Annotated in this window: 19 protein-coding genes and 2 pseudogenes; 3 read left to right on the forward strand and 18 right to left on the reverse strand. The window is 61.4% G+C overall.

The genetic code is table 11. The features are described 5' to 3' along the window. Positions 1-11: 11 nt before the first annotated feature. From B5P46_RS09815 to B5P46_RS09825, 3 genes are all read right to left on the reverse strand, one after another. The gene (locus B5P46_RS09815; RefSeq protein ID WP_129418488.1) at positions 12-560 is read right to left on the reverse strand and encodes a DUF1254 domain-containing protein; all 549 of its coding nucleotides are present in this window, start codon (positions 558-560) and stop codon (positions 12-14) included. Next, a complete protein-coding gene (locus tag B5P46_RS09820; protein ID WP_029875289.1) occupies positions 553-1,140 on the reverse strand; it encodes a DUF1214 domain-containing protein in 588 nt (195 codons plus the stop codon). The genes B5P46_RS09815 and B5P46_RS09820 overlap by 8 nt, the downstream gene beginning before the upstream one ends. Before the next feature lie 206 nt (positions 1,141-1,346). Further along, positions 1,347-3,545: a transglycosylase domain-containing protein gene (locus B5P46_RS09825; RefSeq protein ID WP_129418489.1), complete on the reverse strand. Its 2,199-nt coding sequence runs from the start codon at positions 3,543-3,545 to the stop codon at positions 1,347-1,349. Positions 3,546-3,748: 203 nt separating this feature from the next. Between B5P46_RS09825 and B5P46_RS09830 the strand changes: the two genes are divergently transcribed. Continuing rightward, on the forward strand, positions 3,749-4,225 hold the full coding sequence (locus B5P46_RS09830; protein WP_129418490.1) for a YcgN family cysteine cluster protein: 477 nt from the start codon (positions 3,749-3,751) through the stop codon (positions 4,223-4,225). A gap of 47 nt (positions 4,226-4,272) precedes the next feature. Here the strand turns inward: B5P46_RS09830 and B5P46_RS34350 are convergent, their stop codons facing one another. From B5P46_RS34350 to B5P46_RS09850, 5 genes and pseudogenes are all read right to left on the reverse strand, one after another. Next, the gene (locus tag B5P46_RS34350) at positions 4,273-4,599 is read right to left on the reverse strand and encodes a hypothetical protein (protein WP_164986466.1); all 327 of its coding nucleotides are present in this window, start codon (positions 4,597-4,599) and stop codon (positions 4,273-4,275) included. Between the two features lie 148 nt (positions 4,600-4,747). Next, on the reverse strand, positions 4,748-6,709 hold the full coding sequence (locus tag B5P46_RS09835; protein WP_129418881.1) for an elongation factor G: 1,962 nt from the start codon (positions 6,707-6,709) through the stop codon (positions 4,748-4,750). Positions 6,710-6,883: 174 nt separating this feature from the next. After that, positions 6,884-7,104, reverse strand: a pseudogene (locus tag B5P46_RS09840) (IS6 family transposase); the annotation flags it as partial. Between the two features lie 66 nt (positions 7,105-7,170). Then, positions 7,171-7,344, reverse strand: a pseudogene (locus B5P46_RS09845) (IS701 family transposase); the annotation flags it as partial. Positions 7,345-7,424: 80 nt separating this feature from the next. Beyond that, positions 7,425-7,985 (reverse strand): TetR family transcriptional regulator, encoded by a 561-nt coding sequence (locus tag B5P46_RS09850; protein ID WP_129418491.1) that lies wholly within the window; start codon positions 7,983-7,985, stop codon positions 7,425-7,427. Between the two features lie 179 nt (positions 7,986-8,164). Between B5P46_RS09850 and B5P46_RS09855 the strand changes: the two genes are divergently transcribed. Beyond that, positions 8,165-9,079: an SDR family oxidoreductase gene (locus B5P46_RS09855; RefSeq protein ID WP_129418492.1), complete on the forward strand. Its 915-nt coding sequence runs from the start codon at positions 8,165-8,167 to the stop codon at positions 9,077-9,079. Between the two features lie 192 nt (positions 9,080-9,271). Here B5P46_RS09855 and B5P46_RS09860 read toward each other — a convergent pair whose 3' ends face one another. The 4 genes from B5P46_RS09860 to B5P46_RS09875 form a co-directional block, all read right to left on the reverse strand. After that, positions 9,272-10,342 (reverse strand): fatty acid desaturase, encoded by a 1,071-nt coding sequence (locus B5P46_RS09860; protein WP_206735338.1) that lies wholly within the window; start codon positions 10,340-10,342, stop codon positions 9,272-9,274. 908 nt (positions 10,343-11,250) lie between these two features. Further along, entirely contained in the window at positions 11,251-11,586 is a 336-nt protein-coding gene (locus B5P46_RS35375; RefSeq protein WP_129418494.1) for a hypothetical protein, read from the reverse strand. Between the two features lie 96 nt (positions 11,587-11,682). Further along, complete coding sequence (locus tag B5P46_RS09870) at positions 11,683-12,060, reverse strand: hypothetical protein (RefSeq protein ID WP_184501169.1); 378 nt, start codon at positions 12,058-12,060, stop codon at positions 11,683-11,685. 96 nt (positions 12,061-12,156) lie between these two features. Continuing rightward, entirely contained in the window at positions 12,157-13,557 is a 1,401-nt protein-coding gene (locus tag B5P46_RS09875; protein WP_129418495.1) for an MFS transporter, read from the reverse strand. A 123-nt stretch (positions 13,558-13,680) separates the two neighbouring features. Between B5P46_RS09875 and B5P46_RS09880 the strand changes: the two genes are divergently transcribed. Continuing rightward, positions 13,681-14,643 carry a LysR family transcriptional regulator gene (locus B5P46_RS09880; RefSeq protein WP_129418496.1) on the forward strand — a complete coding sequence of 321 codons (963 nt, stop codon included), beginning with the start codon at positions 13,681-13,683 and terminating at the stop codon, positions 14,641-14,643. A 4-nt stretch (positions 14,644-14,647) separates the two neighbouring features. Here B5P46_RS09880 and B5P46_RS09885 read toward each other — a convergent pair whose 3' ends face one another. From B5P46_RS09885 to B5P46_RS09910, 6 genes are all read right to left on the reverse strand, one after another. Next, positions 14,648-15,028: a VOC family protein gene (locus tag B5P46_RS09885; RefSeq protein WP_129418497.1), complete on the reverse strand. Its 381-nt coding sequence runs from the start codon at positions 15,026-15,028 to the stop codon at positions 14,648-14,650. 183 nt (positions 15,029-15,211) lie between these two features. Further along, positions 15,212-16,054 carry a transglutaminase-like domain-containing protein gene (locus B5P46_RS09890; RefSeq protein WP_129418498.1) on the reverse strand — a complete coding sequence of 281 codons (843 nt, stop codon included), beginning with the start codon at positions 16,052-16,054 and terminating at the stop codon, positions 15,212-15,214. Between the two features lie 27 nt (positions 16,055-16,081). Next, the gene (locus tag B5P46_RS09895; RefSeq protein ID WP_129418499.1) at positions 16,082-16,357 is read right to left on the reverse strand and encodes a DUF1488 domain-containing protein; all 276 of its coding nucleotides are present in this window, start codon (positions 16,355-16,357) and stop codon (positions 16,082-16,084) included. Then, positions 16,348-16,671, reverse strand: a complete 324-nt coding sequence (locus tag B5P46_RS09900) for a hypothetical protein (protein WP_129418500.1) — start codon at positions 16,669-16,671, stop codon at positions 16,348-16,350. Before B5P46_RS09900 ends, B5P46_RS09895 begins: the two co-directional genes overlap by 10 nt. Beyond that, positions 16,668-17,003, reverse strand: coding sequence for a hypothetical protein (locus B5P46_RS09905; protein WP_129418501.1), 336 nt, complete (start codon positions 17,001-17,003; stop codon positions 16,668-16,670). The genes B5P46_RS09900 and B5P46_RS09905 overlap by 4 nt, the downstream gene beginning before the upstream one ends. Then, positions 17,000-17,263, reverse strand: coding sequence for a hypothetical protein (locus B5P46_RS09910; RefSeq protein ID WP_129418502.1), 264 nt, complete (start codon positions 17,261-17,263; stop codon positions 17,000-17,002). The genes B5P46_RS09905 and B5P46_RS09910 overlap by 4 nt, the downstream gene beginning before the upstream one ends. Positions 17,264-17,384: the final 121 nt, after the last annotated feature.

Here is a 17,384-nt window from a genome sequence, read left to right on the forward strand (position 1 = left end):
GCTCTTCAACCTCAGCGAGCGGCGAATTGCTCGCAGCCGGCTTCCGTCAGGAAGTTGCGCGCAGCCTCATCGAAGCTCGCCTGCGGCGCCAGCGTCCGCAGCACGGCATAGCCGTCCGGCCGTGCCATTTCCACCAGGATCGCCTGCTGCAGCTCCTGCGGCAAGTTCTTGCGCAGGTCGGTCAGCTGGATTGGACTGCCGGCCAGCACATCGAGCGCGCCGCCGACCGATGTCCTGTCGTTCATGCTGAAGACCTCGTTGGAGGCGCTGTCATAGATCGCGATCGACCAGAAGGGCACATTGCCCTTGGCGATGAAATGTACCGGCGCATCCTCGACGTCGAAGGAGCAGACGGCGGTGCGCAGGAAGGGGTCGCCATTGGCAAGGCCGGCCTCGTCATACCGGTCGCCGAGCAGGTAGAAATTATTGAGGTCGCCCTCTGCCTCCACGCGGGTCGCCGCATCCCTGCCGGTGAAATGCGGCAGCGACAGGATGATGACGAGATGCAGCAGGGCTGCGCCGAAAAGACCGGTCAGGACGGCGAAGAATATCCTAAGCATTGCCGCATCCGGTCTTGGTGAGCTTTGGCATGGCGAGATCGATCACGCCGGAACTGCCGGCTGTCGGTGTGTCGAACAGCGTCAGCACCAGCCGGAAGGTGCCGGCCTCCGGCAAGGCCAGCCAGTTGCCCGGCTGCGCGACGGCGGAAATCTCAACCGAGAAACTGCTGTCTTGATTGCGCAGCACCGTCCAGGAATTGAGCGCTGAGGGATGCCCGGTCTTCACCGCCGCCGGATTGCCGCCATTGTCGGCGGTAAAGAGGGTCCAGAGCCGGGCAGGCGGCGTCTGCCCGCTGATGCGATAGCGGCAGCCGGCATTCAGCCGCGCGCCCTCGTCGTCGACGCTCGCCGTGAAGGTCAGGCCCTCGGCGCTGCCATAGAGCAGCTTGCCGGCGCGCGCCCGGTGCGACTTGGCATAAGGATCGGCCTCGACCGTCTGCAATGCTGGAAAGGCCTCCCAGGCGCCGAGCTTGATCGCCCCGAAACCCTGTGTCGCATCCAGCGCATAAAGCGAAATCATGATCCCGCCGCCGAAGGCGACGATCAGCGTGATCGCGATAAAGAGGGGGAATCGAAACACGTCATGACCTTGGAAACCATATCGGATGAAAGGGTTACCACTGATTCTGGCAGGGTGGAATGCCGGGCAGTGACATGGGCGCCGATTGATCAGCGGTCATGCCAAGTGTGGCAAAGCCGTCATGCCGCAGGCGGCGACGGCAATCCACGCCGATGCATCGATGCCGGCGGATGCTGATTTGAGATCTGGACGTGGGGCGTGGCGGGCTATTCCGCGCTCGCCACCTTCGCCGGCGCGAGCGGGGTGGCATCCTTCAGCTTTTCGCCGAGCTTCTTGAGGATGCCAGTCGATTGAACCGAGAGCATGCGCGGCCGGATGAGCTGCGGCAATCCGTCCTGCGGCTTGGCGGCGGCGGTCTTGGCGAGGTCCTTTTCCGAGGGTAGGGGGTTTTCGACGCCGGGGATGGCGCGCAGCGTGACACCCTGATGGGCATAGTCCATGGCGCGCTTGAAGGTCATCGCCGGCAGCGAGCCGCCGGTCATCTCGTTGGTCGAGGTGTAGTCGTCATTGCCGAACCAGACGGCGCAGGTGTAGTTGCCGGTGAAGCCGACGAACCAGGCGTCGCGATAGGCTTGGGTCGTGCCGGTCTTGCCGGCCGTCAGGATGCCGTTGTCGAGGGCCGCCTTGCGCGCCGTGCCGACATAGGGAACGCGCGACAACATCTGGTTCATATAGGCGTCGGCCTGTTCGGAGAGCACACGCTTCGGCGCCGGCTCGTCGCGGTCGAAATCGTAGAGCACGTCGCCGTCGTAATCGAGGATCTGGGTGATGCCGTGGCGGCGCGACTGGTAGCCGCCGGCCGGGAAGGTGGCATAGGCGGTCGCCTGGTCGAGCACCGTCACCTCGGAGGTGCCGATCGGGATGGTGACGTCGTCGCGGATCGGCGTTTCGACGCCGAGATTCTTGGCCATCGCCCGGATCGGCTGAATCCCGAGCTTCTCCTTGGCGAGCCGCACCGGGATCGTGTTGATCGACTGGGCGACAGCGGTCTCGAGCGTGATGCGGCCGGCATAGCGGTTTGCGTAATTGTGCGGGCTCCAGTTGCCCCAGTAGATCGGCGCATCGACGATCGTCGTCTGCGGCGTCATGCCGCTCTCCATCGCCACCGCATAGGTGTAGACCTTGAAGGACGAGCCCGGCTGGCGCAGCGCCCTGGTGGCGCGGTTGAACTGGCTCTCACCGTAATCCCGGCCGCCGACCATGGCGCGCACGGCGCCGCCGTTTTCGATCATCACCATCGCGCCCTGCTTGGCGTGATAGGCCTCGCCATATTCGCGCAGCGACGTCTCGACCGAATCCTCCGCCGCCTGCTGGATGCCCATATCGATCGTTGTGCGCACGATCAGCGAATGCTGGTGGAAGCGCGCCGAAAGCCGCTGCACCTCGTCGAAAGCCCAGTCGAGGAAGAAATCGGGCGATTCCACCTCGTTGCGGTCGACGACGGTGGCCGGATTGCGCCTGGCAGCGATCACCTGGCCCTCGGTCATCAGCCCGCTTTGCACCAGATTGGTCAGCACTTCATTGGCGCGCGCACGCGCCGCCGGCAGGTTGACGTGTGGCGCATATTTCGCCGGCGCCTTGAACAGGCCGGCAAGCATGGCGGATTCGGCAAGGTTCACATCGGTGATGTTCTTGCCGAAATAGAACTGCGCCGCCGCCGCTGCACCAAAAGTGCCGCCGCCCATATAGGCGCGGTCGAGATAGGTGGAGAGGATTTCCTTCTTGGAAAGGTTTGCCTCGAGCCAAAGCGCCAGGAACGCCTCGGTGACCTTGCGGTCGATCGAGCGTTCGTTCGACAGGAACAGATTCTTGGCGAGCTGCTGCGTCAGCGTCGAGCCGCCCTGCACGACTTCGCCGGCGCGTGCATTCTCGCTCATGGCGCGGAAGAGGCCGATGAAATCGATACCAAAATGGTCGAAAAAGCGCCGGTCCTCGGTGGCGAGCACCGATTTGATCAGCGAATCCGGCAGCTCGTCGATCGGCACGGAATTTTGGTGGATGACGCCGCGATGGCCGATGACGTTGCCGTAGCGGTCGGTGAAGGTGACGGCGAAATCGCCGCGGTTGCGCCAGTCCTCCTTGGTTGCCTCGAAGGCGGGCTGGGCCAGCATCAGCATCAGCACAGAGCCGGCCGCTCCGAGCGTCAGTCCTTCGCCGGCAAGTTCGAAGACCATGCGCTTCCAGCCGCGCACGCGGAAGCGGCGGAAGAAAATGGTGATGTCTTCCCAGATCTCGGCGGCGCGGAAGCCGGCATTCCAGACGGTCGAATCGATCCAGGAATCGATGCGCAACAGAATGTGACGGCTCTTCGCCGGCCGCTTTTCCGCCGCCTCGTTCGCCGCTTTTCCAGGCCTTTTTTCTGGCCCGTTTTCTGGCCCATTTCCTGGGTTGTCCGGATCCTGCACGTCCTGTATTCCCGCCTGATCGCGCTTCGGTCATATCCGACGAAAGCGCGAGGCCCGCATATGGCCGCAAAGCTCTCCGATACCAGAGAGAATTCTCCGAGTATCAGGAGTATGCTGAAGGATTGATTGATTTTGCGGCTGATAACAAGAGAGATGCATCAGGGTCACGCGAATTTGCGGGTCGTTGTTGCAAGAAACGAACGATGAACGATCTGCCCTTCTGGAAGAGCAAGACGCTTGCCGAAATGACCGTCGCCGAGTGGGAAAGCCTTTGCGACGGCTGCGGCCTCTGTTGTCTCAACAAGATCGAGGAATGGGATAGCGGCGATATCTATTTCACCTCGGTCAGCTGCAAGCTGCTCGACGGCGAAAGCTGTCGCTGCTCCAGCTATGAGAACCGCTGGGATTTCGTGCCGGACTGCGTGCAGCTGACCAAGGGGAACGTGCCCGATATCGCCTGGCTGCCGCCCACCTGCGGCTACCGGCTGGTCAACGAAGGCCGCGACCTTTACTGGTGGCACCCGCTCGTTTCCGGTGACCCTGAGACCGTCCATGCCGCCGGCATTTCCGCGCGCGGCCGCACGATCAATGAAAATGAGATCGATATCGACGATCTCGAGGATTATGTCGTCGACTGGCCGCTGACCGTTGGCGCGAAAAAGGATGAAGAGGAAGCCTAACATTACAGTTGCCCACCTTGCACGACGGCGAATTGAACCTTCATCCGTCATCGCATGGTCGCTTTGGCGACGGGCGCATCAAGCCGCAGCAAGGCAAGTCCACCGCAAATCAAAAATGCAACTGTAATGTTAGACGACAGGCATTCGGAGACCGATTTCGATTCACCGGTGGGGAATTCGTCGAAGCAGTTCCTTGCGACGTTATCCGCGAATACGACGACCGTTGCCAGGTCTTCAGACGTAAGCCGGGTTTCTTGTAGATGATCGTAGGCATGTTCAATCCTCCTTGATTGGGTTCGGATTTCGGATTTGCCGTACGGATGTCTTCTTTTGAGGACCCCCAAGGCCGCATCGAGATCTGCATTGGAGGCCATGATGCATTAGAAGCGGTTAGTGGCCGATAATCGCTCCCGCGAATCTCAGATTAAATGCCATAGGTAGCGTGAAACGGCGCATTCTCACGGTTAACTGCCAAACGACATGAGCCCATTCTGCGAACGAGCATGAAGTGGCGCGAACGTTTCAGTGTGCGACGCCTGGTCCCTCGTGTGCCCTCACGATGGCGTCCGCTTCCTTGCCGTATAGCTCCTCGAAGTGATCGAAGGTCTTGGAAAAGTAACCAATGCCCTGCGTCGCCGAGCGCAGCGCCCGCGCCAGATCGTCAAGTGCGCCGCCCGGAATGAGTGCCCGGAAGATGTCCCATCCCTTAGCGGTTTCATCCCGGTCGAAGCCGAGAACCTGACCCTTGAGAGCGGAGACGATCTGGACGAGGCTGCCGGAATAGATCGACGGAATGTGAATTTCGCTGCGGAAGACCGGTTGCATTAAAACGGCCGACCCTTCGGAAAGCGCCTGTCGCACTCCCATTTTCGACGCAGTCCGGAAGGCGTGTTCCGAACTGTCGACGGCATGGTGCTGACCATCGTACAGCGTTACGCCGACATCGATGACCTGGAAGCCTAGCGGCCCTTTCTCCATCGCTTCGCGCGCGCCTGCTTCGACAGCAGGGATGTAGTTGCGCGGAACGACGCCACCCTTGACGGTTTCGCTAAAGGTGAAGCCCCGGCCGCGCTCATTGGGGCGAATGCTCAGCTTCACATCCGCGAACTGTCCGGCACCGCCGGTCTGTTTGCGGTGACGGTAATGAACCTCAGATGGTTTCGCAATTGTCTCGCGGTAGATCGGGCTGGGCGTTCGATCGGTTACGGCGATGTGAAACACGTCGGACAGGGTTCGGCAGAGATCGCGCAGATGCACCGGCCCCTGGGCGCAGACGAGCTGGGCGCCGGTGCTTTCCTCCTGCAAGACCGTTAGGCCGCGATCCGTCGCGGAAAGTTTTGCCAGCGTTTCGGAGAGCTTGTTTTCATCGCGCTCGCTGCCTGGGATTAGGATCCTTTCAAGCATCGGCGTGGGTGGCTCCGTCCATTCAGGCGGGGCGACCACCGCGTCTGATGTCAACAGCGAAGGGACGGGCAAGTGGTCGGACTTGACCGTCGCAAACACATCCCCCGACGCAGGCACAACCGCCGAATTGGACCGCCCGTTTGCGAGATGCTGTACGGCGCCGAGGCTGGAGCCGCCCAATGATGCGCCCTGCCGCAGTCCCTCGCCAAGCGCGCGCACGAGCACTGTCTTACCGACATTCTGGCGATGATAGGCATGGAAGCTCACGGCGGTCAGCTTGTTTTCATCGACATTGCCCGCACGAGCCAGGCGCTGTCGAAGAACCCCCACCGGCGGCGCCTCGTGGCGCAGCGCCTTCATCAGCCTCATCATGCCGTTGCCGTGACTTGCGGCACCGATCAGGACTGGAATAATCCTGTTTTCCCTGAGAACCCGCGATGAAATGGCATAGAGCGCGTCGCTGGGCGGCTCGCGATCTTCGATCAGTTCCTCGAGAAGCCAGTCATCGAATTCGGACAGGTGTTCCAGGAGCTCGCTGCGCGCTTCGTGCTCGCGCTCGGCGGCGCTTTCGGGGATTGCGATCAGCGCCGAAGTCTGGCCTTCCCGGTAGCGCCACGCCCGTTCGGAAATCAGATCGCAACTGCCTATGATCCTGTCCCCCTCGCGGATCGGGATCTGGCGAAGCAAAAGCGTGTGGTTAGCGTAGTCTTGAAGCGCGGCGATCACGTCCCTCAGCCGCCCTCTGGGTTCGTCCATTCGGTTGACGAAGAGGATGCACGGCGTCCCCGAGGCTTCGACTATCCGCAGATAGGGCGCGGCGAGCACAGCCTCCTCGGGTGCCGATGAAACGCACAAGATGCAGGCGTCGCTGGCAAGAAGCGCGTGCTGTGCATGCGCCAATGCTTCATTGGGTCCTGGCGCATCCAGCACACACCACGCCTCTTTTCCAAAGGTGAATTCTGTGAGGTTCAATCCATAAGGGGAGCTGGATTTTCTCGGCGCCCCCTCCAGAGAGCCGAGCTTTTCCACGACTGTTGATTTTCCGGTCTGCGAGGGTCCAAGCACGGTAAAGCAGCGCATCGGCATTCCTCCAACTGCCATAAACACAATTTTCAGCCATTCATAGGATGCCCTGAACCGCTGCAAGGCGCCAGAGGTGTTCAGTTTCACAATGCTTTGACCTGGACTTGCATTTGAGGCTGATGTCGTCTTGCATTTAATCATGAGATTCTGTCTGCAACGAATTCAAGATGATACCTCGACACTTGTTGACTGCGGTCGGCGCCAGTGCCAGCGCAGCCGCTTTTCGATCTCGGGCGCATATTTCTGGACCCGGCGGTAAATCGTGGAATGATCGACGGCACACCCCGCTCACCCATCATTTGTTCGAGATCGCGGTAGATGACACCGTAGCGGCAGTACCAGCGCCCAAAGGATAATCTCTCCTGAAAATGGCGCCACTTGAAATCACTCATCAAAAGTCTCGCTGAAAAATCTTCAGCGCTCTTTCGGGCATCAACGGAATTTTTGCAACAGAACCCTTCCGCCCGCATCCAACCCGTCTTGCGCCGCTCTTCTCCCAGCAAACCGTCCAGGAATTGGCTTGCTGAATTCGCTACCCGCTCCTGTGTGAACAGCGGCCGCATTCGCGCTTTCACATCACGCAACGAAGACGCCCAAAGCTCCAGCGTCGCCTCAATCGATACGCCTGTCATCCAATGACCTACGGATCATGGAAACCCATGGATTCAGATATTCCAACAATATGCAACTGTAATGCTAGTCTAAGCGGGGATCAGGGCTTCACTGCTGTCAGGAAGCGCTTCAATTCCGTCTCCACATAGGCAGCCACCGGGCCGTCTGCGCCAAATCCCCACCAGGTGAGCGAACCCTGCCATTGCGCCAGCATCAGCCGGGCGATCGTCTCCGGATCGCTCGCCGAGCTGAAGCAGCGTGCGATCGCTTTCGTCAGCGCCGTTCCCCAGGCTGCACCCCGGGCCCGCAGCACCGGATCGCGGAAATCCTCGCGCAGCACCAGCAAGCCCTCGCCATAGGCGGCGGCATTATCGCCGTAATCCTGCGACAGGCGGACGAGCAGCGCGACGGCGCCTTCCGGCGTTTTCGGCACGGTCTCGGCAAGCCGCGCCGTTTCCGCATCCAGCCGGTCCCAGGCGTGAAGCAGCGCAGCGCGGAGCATCGCCGCTTTCGTCGCGAAACGCTGCACCAGCGTCGACCCGGAAAGGCCGCTCGCTTTCGCCACCGCCGCAAAGGTCGCCGCATCCGGCCCCTCGGCCTGGATCAGCGCGAGCACCATGGCGAGAAGCTGTTCATCGGAAAGTGTGCGGCGGCGCGGCATGAAATTCCTCTTGCATTCGCTTCGAATGTAAACGATCATTCGTTTATATACAAGCAGCGCCAGCTGGAGCAATTCCAGGAAAAGTGTGAAGCGGTTTTCCGTCCGGAATTGCGTAAAAACAAGGAGCTAAACCCGGGTGCTTACGGCATGAAGGCCGTTCTAGCGTGGAGGATGGAGAAGTGACAGCGAACTTGCGGGAGAAAGTGGCCTTGGTGGCGGGTGCGACGCGCGGCGCCGGCCGAGGCATCGCGGTGGAACTCGGTGCTGCCGGCGCCACCGTCTACGTCACCGGGCGCACGACGCGCGCTCAGCAATCCGAATATATCAGGCCGGAGACGATCGAAGAGACGGCCGAGCTGGTGACGTCAGCCGGTGGCAAGGGTATCGCCGTGCAGGTGGACCATCTGATCCAGCAACAGGTCGAGGCACTGATCGCCCGCATCCGCGGCGAAGCCGGCCGGCTCGATATTCTCGTCAACGACATCTGGGGCTGCGAGAAACTGTTCGAATGGGACAAGGCCGTCTGGGAGCATTCGCTGGACAAGGGCCTGCGCATGCTGCAGCTCGGTATCGAGACGCATCTGATTACTGCCCATTACGCCCTGCCGCTGATGATCGAGCGGCCGGGCGGGCTGCTAGTGGAAGTGACCGACGGCACGGCCGAATACAATGCCACCCATTACCGGCTTTCGCCCTTTTACGACCTCGTCAAGACGAGCGTCACCCGCATGGCCTGGGCGCATGCGCAGGATCTGGCGAAACACGGCGCCACCGCCGTTTCGATTACGCCCGGCTGGTTGCGCTCCGAAATGATGCTGGATGCTTATGAGGTGCGCGAAGAGAACTGGCGCGAGGCGACGAAGGTGCAGCCGCATTTCGCCATTTCCGAAACCCCGCGCTTCGTCGGCCGGGCCGTTGCGGCCATCGCCGCCGATCCAGACCGCGCCCGCTGGAACGGCCAGTCGCTGTCGAGCGGCGGAGTGGCCAAGTCCTATGGCTTCGACGATATCGACGGTTCGCGGCCGGATTGCTGGCGCTACATGGTGGAAGTGCAGGAGCCCGGCAAACCGGCGGATGTGACAGGCTATCGCTAAAGCATGTCGCGCAAAAGTGTGCAACGGTTTTGCGACAACGACATGCGTAAAAACAAAGACCTAAAGCGCGACAAGCGAATCTGAAAGATCGCGACGCGCTTTAGAACGGTCATCATGCTCTGGAGCAATTCCAGGAGCAGAAGGGTAGAGCGGCTCTGCGCTTCCGTGAAAGCTAAACCGCTCTAACGCCCGTTATCGTGCTGTGGCAAGCCGCGCCGCGTCGCGAAACGAGACCAACCGCTTCGTCTGTTCGTCCCATAGCACCAGCTTGACGCAGCGCAGGCTTTCCATGAGCGTGATGCGGCCGATATCGGCAAGCTCGGGATGGTCCCGCAGCACCTCCGGCAGCCGGTAATACGGCACCCGGCTCGACAGATGATGTACGTGGTGGATGCCGATATTGCCGGTGATCCAGCGTAGCACCGGCGGCAGGTCGTAATGCGAGGCGCCGTGCAGGGCTGCATGCTGGAACTGCCAGTCCGGCTCCTTCGACCAATGTGTTTCCTCGAACTGATGCTGCACGTAGAACAGCCAGACGCCGGCAGCACCGGCCAGAAGCACGATCGGCAGATGCACCAGGAGAAAGGGAATGATCCCGATCGCCCAGATCAGCAGCGCGGCGGCCAGTGCGATGGCAAGGTTGGTCGCCATGGTCGAGACCCAGGGCAGGGCGCCGGAGCGCATCATGCCGAAGGGCAGGCGCTGCTTGAAGAGGAACAACCATGCCGGTCCGATCCCGAACATCACGATCGGGTTGCGATAGAGCCGATAGCCGAGCCGGCCCCAGCGCGACAGCGCGTTATATTCGGCGATCGTCAGCGTTTCGATGTCGCCAACGCCGCGCTCGTCCAGGTTCCCGGCCGAGGCGTGGTGTTCCGCATGCGCCCGGCGCCAATAGTCGTAAGGCGTCAGCGTCAGGATGCCGATCGTGCGTCCAACCCAATCGTCGACGCGGCGACGAGCGAAAAACGAGCCGTGGCCGCAATCATGCTGGATCATGAACAGCCGGAGCAGGAAAGCGGCGGCGGGAAGGACGAGGATCAGGCCGGGCCAGAAGCTGTAATGAACCGCTGCCCATGCGGCAGCCCAGAACAACGCGAAGGGGACGACGGTGACGGCAAGCTCGAAGGCGCTGCGTCCGGCCCGCGGCTGGCGGTATCCGCCAAGGATCTTCAGCCAGCGCTTTTCAGCGAAAAGCGCGGCTTGCTCCGCGGATCGCTCCGGGTTTTCGGATTTCTCCGGGTTTTCGTCGGGCCCGCCCAAAGGGGCCACTTGGATTTCCTCGCACTCGCTGCGGCGCGCAGATTCGATCACAGAGTGACGCCGTGAAAGGCGGCGATCGCCGAAAAGCCGAGTGCAATCACCACGGCCGAGCGAATGAGGAAGAGCGGATAGTCGAAGTGATACATCGTATGAAGAGTGGTCATGGTTGCAGCAATTCCTGTTTTTCTGAAAACATGTCAATGGGTGATGGTGTCACGCCGGAGCGCGGCGCGTCCGACAAGACACGCTATCACTTGCGCTGTTATGCGCACGGGGGCGGAGCGGGGGCTCGATAAGAGGTTCTATTTCTTTGGAGCACTGCCCTGCGGGGCGGTTTTGGTCGCCGTCTTCATCTGATTGGCGAACGTGCTTTCCACCTTCGCTGCCTGCTTGTCCTTCTTCGGCTTCCGGACCTCGCGATTGCTTCTTACTTGTCCTTTTGCCATCGATAAAATCTCCCTTTAGATCGAAATTGAAAGCCGCAGCCTGCGTGGTATTCGCCCCGCTTGTCGGTCGCGACCGGAGATCGCGGGATCGTCATGAGGGGCAACCCGACAACACCGGGCCGCAGGGATGGAATGAAAATGATGCCTGCTGAAACCGCATCGCAGTCTGGAGGCGGATGACCGGAGAGGTCACCGAAAGCCAAACCCGACGTTGAGACGGGACGTCACCATGCTTTCGCGATCGGGAAAATGGCGGGGCCGGAAACGCGGTCACCGCAAATGCCGCATCGACCAAATCAGCGAGCCCTCCTTATAGAGTAAAATTGAGGTGCCATTAAGGCCATCGCCGCAGGAAAGCCATATTTCCACAGGGGATACGTGCCGCGCAAAAGTGGGCAGCGGTTGCGATAACTGCATGCGAGCAATAGGACTAAAGCGCGAGGGATGAATCGTGCGACGCGCTTAGTCATTCACGGGAAACAGGCGGATCAGCTTCGTTCTTTCCATCTCCGCCAGGCCTGATGCCGACATGATGCCGCGGGCCAGACAGAGTTCTATGTCCCGTCCGATATCGAGCGGCACCAGCATACCACCGGCCTTGAGCAGGCGGTCTGTCATCGACAGAAGCAGGTCTACCTTCGCCTGGCAGCCATCGATTTCCAGGAGCGCCACCCGGCGCTCCCTGTCGATGTCTGCAAGATTTCTAGCCTGCTCGCGTTGTTGGTAAGCCCCGAATTGCACCCATCCGAAATAACCGGCCGCTGCGACGCAGATACAAAGCAAAAGGGTTTTTCGCACAATACTCCTTAGGAGCCGGGCGGCTCGCTTGCCGCTAGAACATCAGTGAGAGCATGATGTCGTCCGAAAACCGCTCACGCTTTTCGGCATCATGCTCTAGCCGGCGGCGCGTCTTTCGCGAGGCAATCCCTGTATCGCATATCGGTTAAAGACGGGGGTTACCGGTTTCGGCGGCGTCTTCAGCTTGCCGAAATGGTGTTCGAGCGCTTGTGAGAGCATGGCCGGCGAGGTGACGCCCTCTTCGAACAGCCTGATCAGCAGTATGGCCGCGACGTTGAAGACACGTTCGTTGCCGATCAGGATTTTGGCGTCGTAGCCGGCGTCGTCGAGCACGCCCTGCAGCATGTCGAGATCGGACGAAGTCAGATGCGGCTTTTCGAAAGTGGAAGACATCGGTCCTCCTTTCATCGGGGCAAGGGTATAAAAACCCTCAGTCGGCAGCGCCCTTACACTGGCTGCCGAAGTTGCGACCATGCGCCTTTCACCCAGGCAAAGCAACGGGATTCTTGCAGCAGATATCGCTACGGTTCATGAGCAGCCCGCACCGGTCAGGGTGCGGGCCGATGACGGTCATTCCGCCGCCTGATAGGTGGGGCTCCGGGCGGCCGATGTTCGCGGACCGGCGGCTGCAAGCAGGGTGATCGCCACCGCAAGCAGCGCCACGAACGCGATCCCGGCGACATAGGGGTTCCAGCCGAAATGCGGTGCGGCGCCGAAGACTGCCGAGGTAGCCGCAAGCACGATGCCGCCGCCGATCTGGAAGGAGGCGAAAAGCAATCCGGAGGCGAGCCCCGACTTGTCGTCCTCCACGTCGGAAAGGGCCGCGACCTGTACCGAGGGGTAGGTCATGGCGTAGCCGAGACCGAGCGGGATCTGCGAGAACAGCACGAGCAGGATCGGGTCGACATGACCGAGTGCTGTCACCCAGAAGATATAGCTGAACGCCTGCAGGCCGACACCCGCCGCCATCAGCCCGGTGGCGCCGCGATTTTGCGCGAGCGTCGCAAAACGTGGCGCCAGGAACATCACGAAGACGCCGCCAAGCGCAAAGCAGAAGCCGGTTGTGAAGGCCGACCAGCCGATGACGTTCTGATAATAGAGCGTCGCCAGGAACTGGAAGCCGACATAGGCGCCCTGGAAGAGCGCGGCGATCGCATTGGCATGCCGGAGCTTGGCCCGGCGGAACATGCCGAGCGGTACCATCGGATCGGCATGCCGCGCTTCGACCACGAGGAAGAGCAGGATCAGCACCAGCGACGCGACGAGCGAACCCCAGGTCGCAAAAGCCTGCCAGCCGGCGGCCGCAGCATTGGTGATGCCGAAGACGAAGAGCAGCAGCCCGGGTGTGATCGTCAGCGCGCCGGCCCAGTCGAAGCTCGGCCGCGGTCCTGTCCTTTTGGAGTCGGCCGGCAGCGCCAGCGGCGCCAGAAGGAGCGTCAGGATGGCGACGGGCGCGCCCATTACAAGCGTCGCCCGCCAGCTGAAGATCGTCGCGGCACCGCCGAGCACCATGCCGAGCACGAAGCCGGTGGCGCCGGTCGAGGCGAAGACGCCGAGCGCCTTTGCCCGGGCGGTTCCCTCGCCGAAGACGGAGAGCAGCAGCGCAAGGGCCGCCGGGGCGGTAAAGGCAGCCGCAATGCCCTTGACCAATCGGGCGGCGATCAGCGTCGGCCCGCTGTCGACGAAGCCGCCGGCGATGCTGGCGGCAGCAAAGATCGCCAGCGACCAGAGGAAGACGCGGCGGTGGCCGAAGACGTCGGCGACCCGCCCGCCGAGCAGCAGGAAGCCGCCATAGCCGAGTACGTAGGCGCTGACGGCCCATTGCAGCGATGTCGCCTCCATGCCGAGTTCGGCCTGGATGGCAGGCAAGGCAACGCCGATGGTGGAGACGTCCATGGCGTCGAGAAAGTTGGCGGTGCAGAGCAGCAGCAATGCCAGCCCCGCCCCGCCTCGCGATTTGGAAAATGTCATCGAAATCGTTCCTTCGTTGCTGCCGCTCATCGGGGGAGGTTGCCGGGCGGCAGGGGAACGAGAAAATGTACAGCTTCCATTCCTATTGCAAATTGATAGTAGCCATGCCAGGTATTACTCACGATGATGAATGATGCCACTCTTCGCAAGATCGACCTCAATCTCCTGCTGGCCTTTTCGGTGCTGATGCAGGAGCGCAATGTCAGTCGCGCCGCCGAGCGGTTGCTGCTCGGCCAGCCGGGCCTGTCGGCCGCTTTGCGACGCCTGCGCGAGGCGCTGGACGACGAATTGTTCGTGCGTGTCGGCCGCGGCTTGCAACCGACTCCGCGCGCCCTTTCCATCGCTCCGGCGATCGAGGATGCGCTGTCGGGCATCGAGCGCGCCATCCGCCCGCAGGCCGAATTCGATCCGGCAAGCTGGCAGGGCGAGTTCCGCATCGGCATGTGCGACAATCTCGAATCGGCCTTCTTCGGCCCGCTTGCCGCCCGTCTTCTCCAGCTTTCACCCGGCGCCCGGCTGATCGGCATCGCTTCCGAAAAGCGCGATGCTGCGCGCCGACTGGACGAGGGCGTCTTCGACTTCAGCGTCTCCGTGCACGACGAACCGGCCTCCTGGCACATCCGCGCGCCGCTGTTCGACCAGGCATCGATCTGCATTTACGACGAAGCTCAACTCCGCCTAAAGGCGCCGCTGAGCCTCAAGGATTTCGCCAATGTCGCCCACGTCACCGTCTCGTTCGAAGGCAATGCCGCGACCAGCATCGACATCGCGCTGAGCCGCGCCGGCCACGTCAGACAGGTGGTAGCGACCGTGCCGCGCTTTTCTGCCTTGCCGACGGCGCTGCGGGCCATGCCCGCCATCGCCACCGTGCCGGAATCGATCGGCCGATGCATGGCGCAATTGCATGGGCTGACGATCTGCCAGCTGCCGCTTCCTCTGCCCGCCGATCCCGTGACGATGCTCTATCGCCGCGTCGACCAGGCCGACGGCCGGGCGCGCTGGTTTCGCCGCCTGTTCCTCGACGTCGCCAGCCAGGCGCTCGAAGCCTCCGGCTGCCGCGTATCCATATCGAGAGTTGCGGCCTGATCTTTTAAAGTTCGCCTTTGTGAAAATACGCTTCGAGGCGGTAGCCGTCCGGGTCGATGATGAAGGCGGCATAATAGAAGCGCCCGTAATCCGGCCGCACACCCGGTTCACCATTATCCGTGCCGCCGCATGCGACGGCCGCCGCGTGAAAGGCATCGACCGCCGCCTCATCAGGCGCGATGAAGCAGAAATGCAGCCCGGATCGCATGTCGGCAACAACAGGCTGTTCGACCTGCATCACCCAGAGCCCGACCGTTTCCGGGCCGTAGCCGATCGTGGTGTCGGAATTGGACAGGCGCTCATATCCGAGCGGCGCCAGCGCCGCATCGTAGAAACGGCGCGCTCTTTCCAGGTCTTTTACGCCGATGGAAATATGATCGAACATGGACTGCGAAACTCCCTATCTTCCGCTAATGACTGCTCACACCCAAGATGGCTCGACGCCGACATCTTTCAACCGCTGTTCTAAAGCACGTCGCGCCAAAGTGTGTGGGAGAGGCAATCCTACGACCTGCCGCCTGCGGCAAAGCCTGAGGCTGGACACTGCCGCATCCGCCCAGGTCTCGTTCTAAACAGCGCCCTCGGCAACGCTTTGCATCTGCTGCAGGTCCGCCACCTCATAGGTCCAGACTCGAAACGCCTTCAGTACATGCGGTCCGAAGGAATTGATGAGCGGTATGTCGGCGGCGTCGCGCCCGCGTGCGACGATGATACGACCGATCCGCGGCGTGTTGTTGCGCGGATCGAATGCATGCCATGCACCGTCAAGGAAGACCTCGATCCAGGCGCTGAAATCCATCGGATCAACGACGGGAATACCGATGTCGCCGAGATGGCCATTGATATACCGGGCAGGAATGTTGAGGCAACGGCACAACGCCACCGCGAGATGCGCAAAGTCGCGACAGACGCCGACACGTTCGTGAAACGCCTCGAAGGCTGTCCGCGTCGATCGCGCCTGCATGTAGTCGAACTGGATATGGCCGTGAACGAAGTCGCAGATCGCCTGAACGCGGCCCCAGCCGGGTGAGACGGCGCCGAACATATCCCACGCAATTTGACTGAGACGATCCGTCTCGCAATAGCGGCTGCCCATCAGGTAGACGAGGCAATCATCCGGCAACGCCGAAACCGGGAGTTCCGTGGCGCCTGGCAGCGACCTGTCCGGTTTGCCGTCGTCTTCGATCGTCGCATCGCCCCATATGGTCAGGTCGCCCGCTGGGGCAACCAGCCGAAGACAGCGGTTGCCGAAGAGGTCGCGATAAGTCGAAGTGGGAACATCGGGCGTGGTGAATACCGTTTCCGGAATTCTGATGTCGGCCGCACGATCCTCATGCACCGACAACAGACATACCAATGCGGTCGGCTGTGGGCAGGTCAGCGTGATTTCATAGCCGTAACGGATCAACATGGAGCGTTCTCGCGCGTCCGGATCCGTCTAGCGGAAATCCGCCGCAGTTAGAGTATAAAAGGCGCGGCGGCGGTAGGAATAGGCTTTGTGTGCCACGTCCTGAATGGAGTTGCGCAGGGCGTCGAAAGACGAAAGCCAGCTCGTTTCCGAAGGCTCGGTTCTTTGCAATGCGGCGTCGGATTTCGCCAGCGCGCCAACCTCGATGAAGAACAACACCTGGAGCATGCCGTCATGGCCGACGAAGCGCACAGCATTTCTCGCCGCATCGAAGCTACGGCTTTGGTTCAGAAAGGCTAGCGCCATGGTTGAACCGGCGGAGTTTCACTCCGGGCGGCGTCCGACAGCCTGAGCCATTCCTTCCGGTATCCTATGTTGAGAAGATTGAAGGACATCATGTCTTGCCCAGCCTCCGAACGGCTCTTGCCGATCATCGCATGGTCGGCGTGCACCGGAGCGCTCGCAGCGACACGATAGACGGTCCACGAACGGACAGATTCGGTCCGGCGGTCGTGTTCGATCTCCATGGAGTAGCGGCCGGGCGCGCCACATTTGTTTTCCCATGCGCCGACGGCGAAGGCATTCTGTCTTCGTTCGGCGTCGTCTTCATGGCTGTTCACGATGTCAACCTTTCGTCATTCGGGCCGTGGCCATGGCCAAACGTCCTCTCGATCAGTGTTGCGCCGCTGCCGGCGGGCGATAGAATTACCAGTTCCAGGCTATCTTCCGTCGCGACCCGCTCATGACGTTCATCGTCACTGCGGATGCGGTATTGCAGCACATTTCCTCTCAGAGGCAGCGTGGCGGTTATGCGGTATGTGTCGGGGAGCTTGGAGGGAACGACCAAGAACCCGTCTTTCACCCGGACAGTCTGTCCCACCTTGAAGATATGTGTTGCTGCCTCGCGCCGGATTGAGCGTCCATTGCGTTGCGGGATGCGCGTAGCGGTCATGACGGTTTGTGGTCCTTTTCTAGCACGGTTTCGAGATCTGACAGGTGGATGGGCATCATCTGCTGCGTCGAACTCTGGGCGGCAATCGCCGGCAGGTGGATGAAGGCGCCGACCCGTCGCCAGGCAAGCCTGGAAACGCTATCGATCAATTCCTCGTCATAGTCGACTCGGTATTCTCCGGCTGGCTGCGCCCCGTCGAAACCGGGCAGGTAGAATGGGGATGAAAAGCGGACGACGGTTTGTGTGGTGCGACTTGTCACGGCTGAGGCCTCCGCAGGAATACACCGACGCGTTTCCTGTATCGTTGAGATCCGAACCGGACGAACTCGATGCTGCCGGTACATCCGCGGTCAGCGCCAAGCTCATTCCGGATCGGAACAG

The sequence above is a fragment of the Rhizobium leguminosarum genome, assembly GCF_004123835.1.
GTDB classification, from domain to species: Bacteria; Pseudomonadota; Alphaproteobacteria; order Rhizobiales; family Rhizobiaceae; genus Rhizobium; species Rhizobium leguminosarum_M.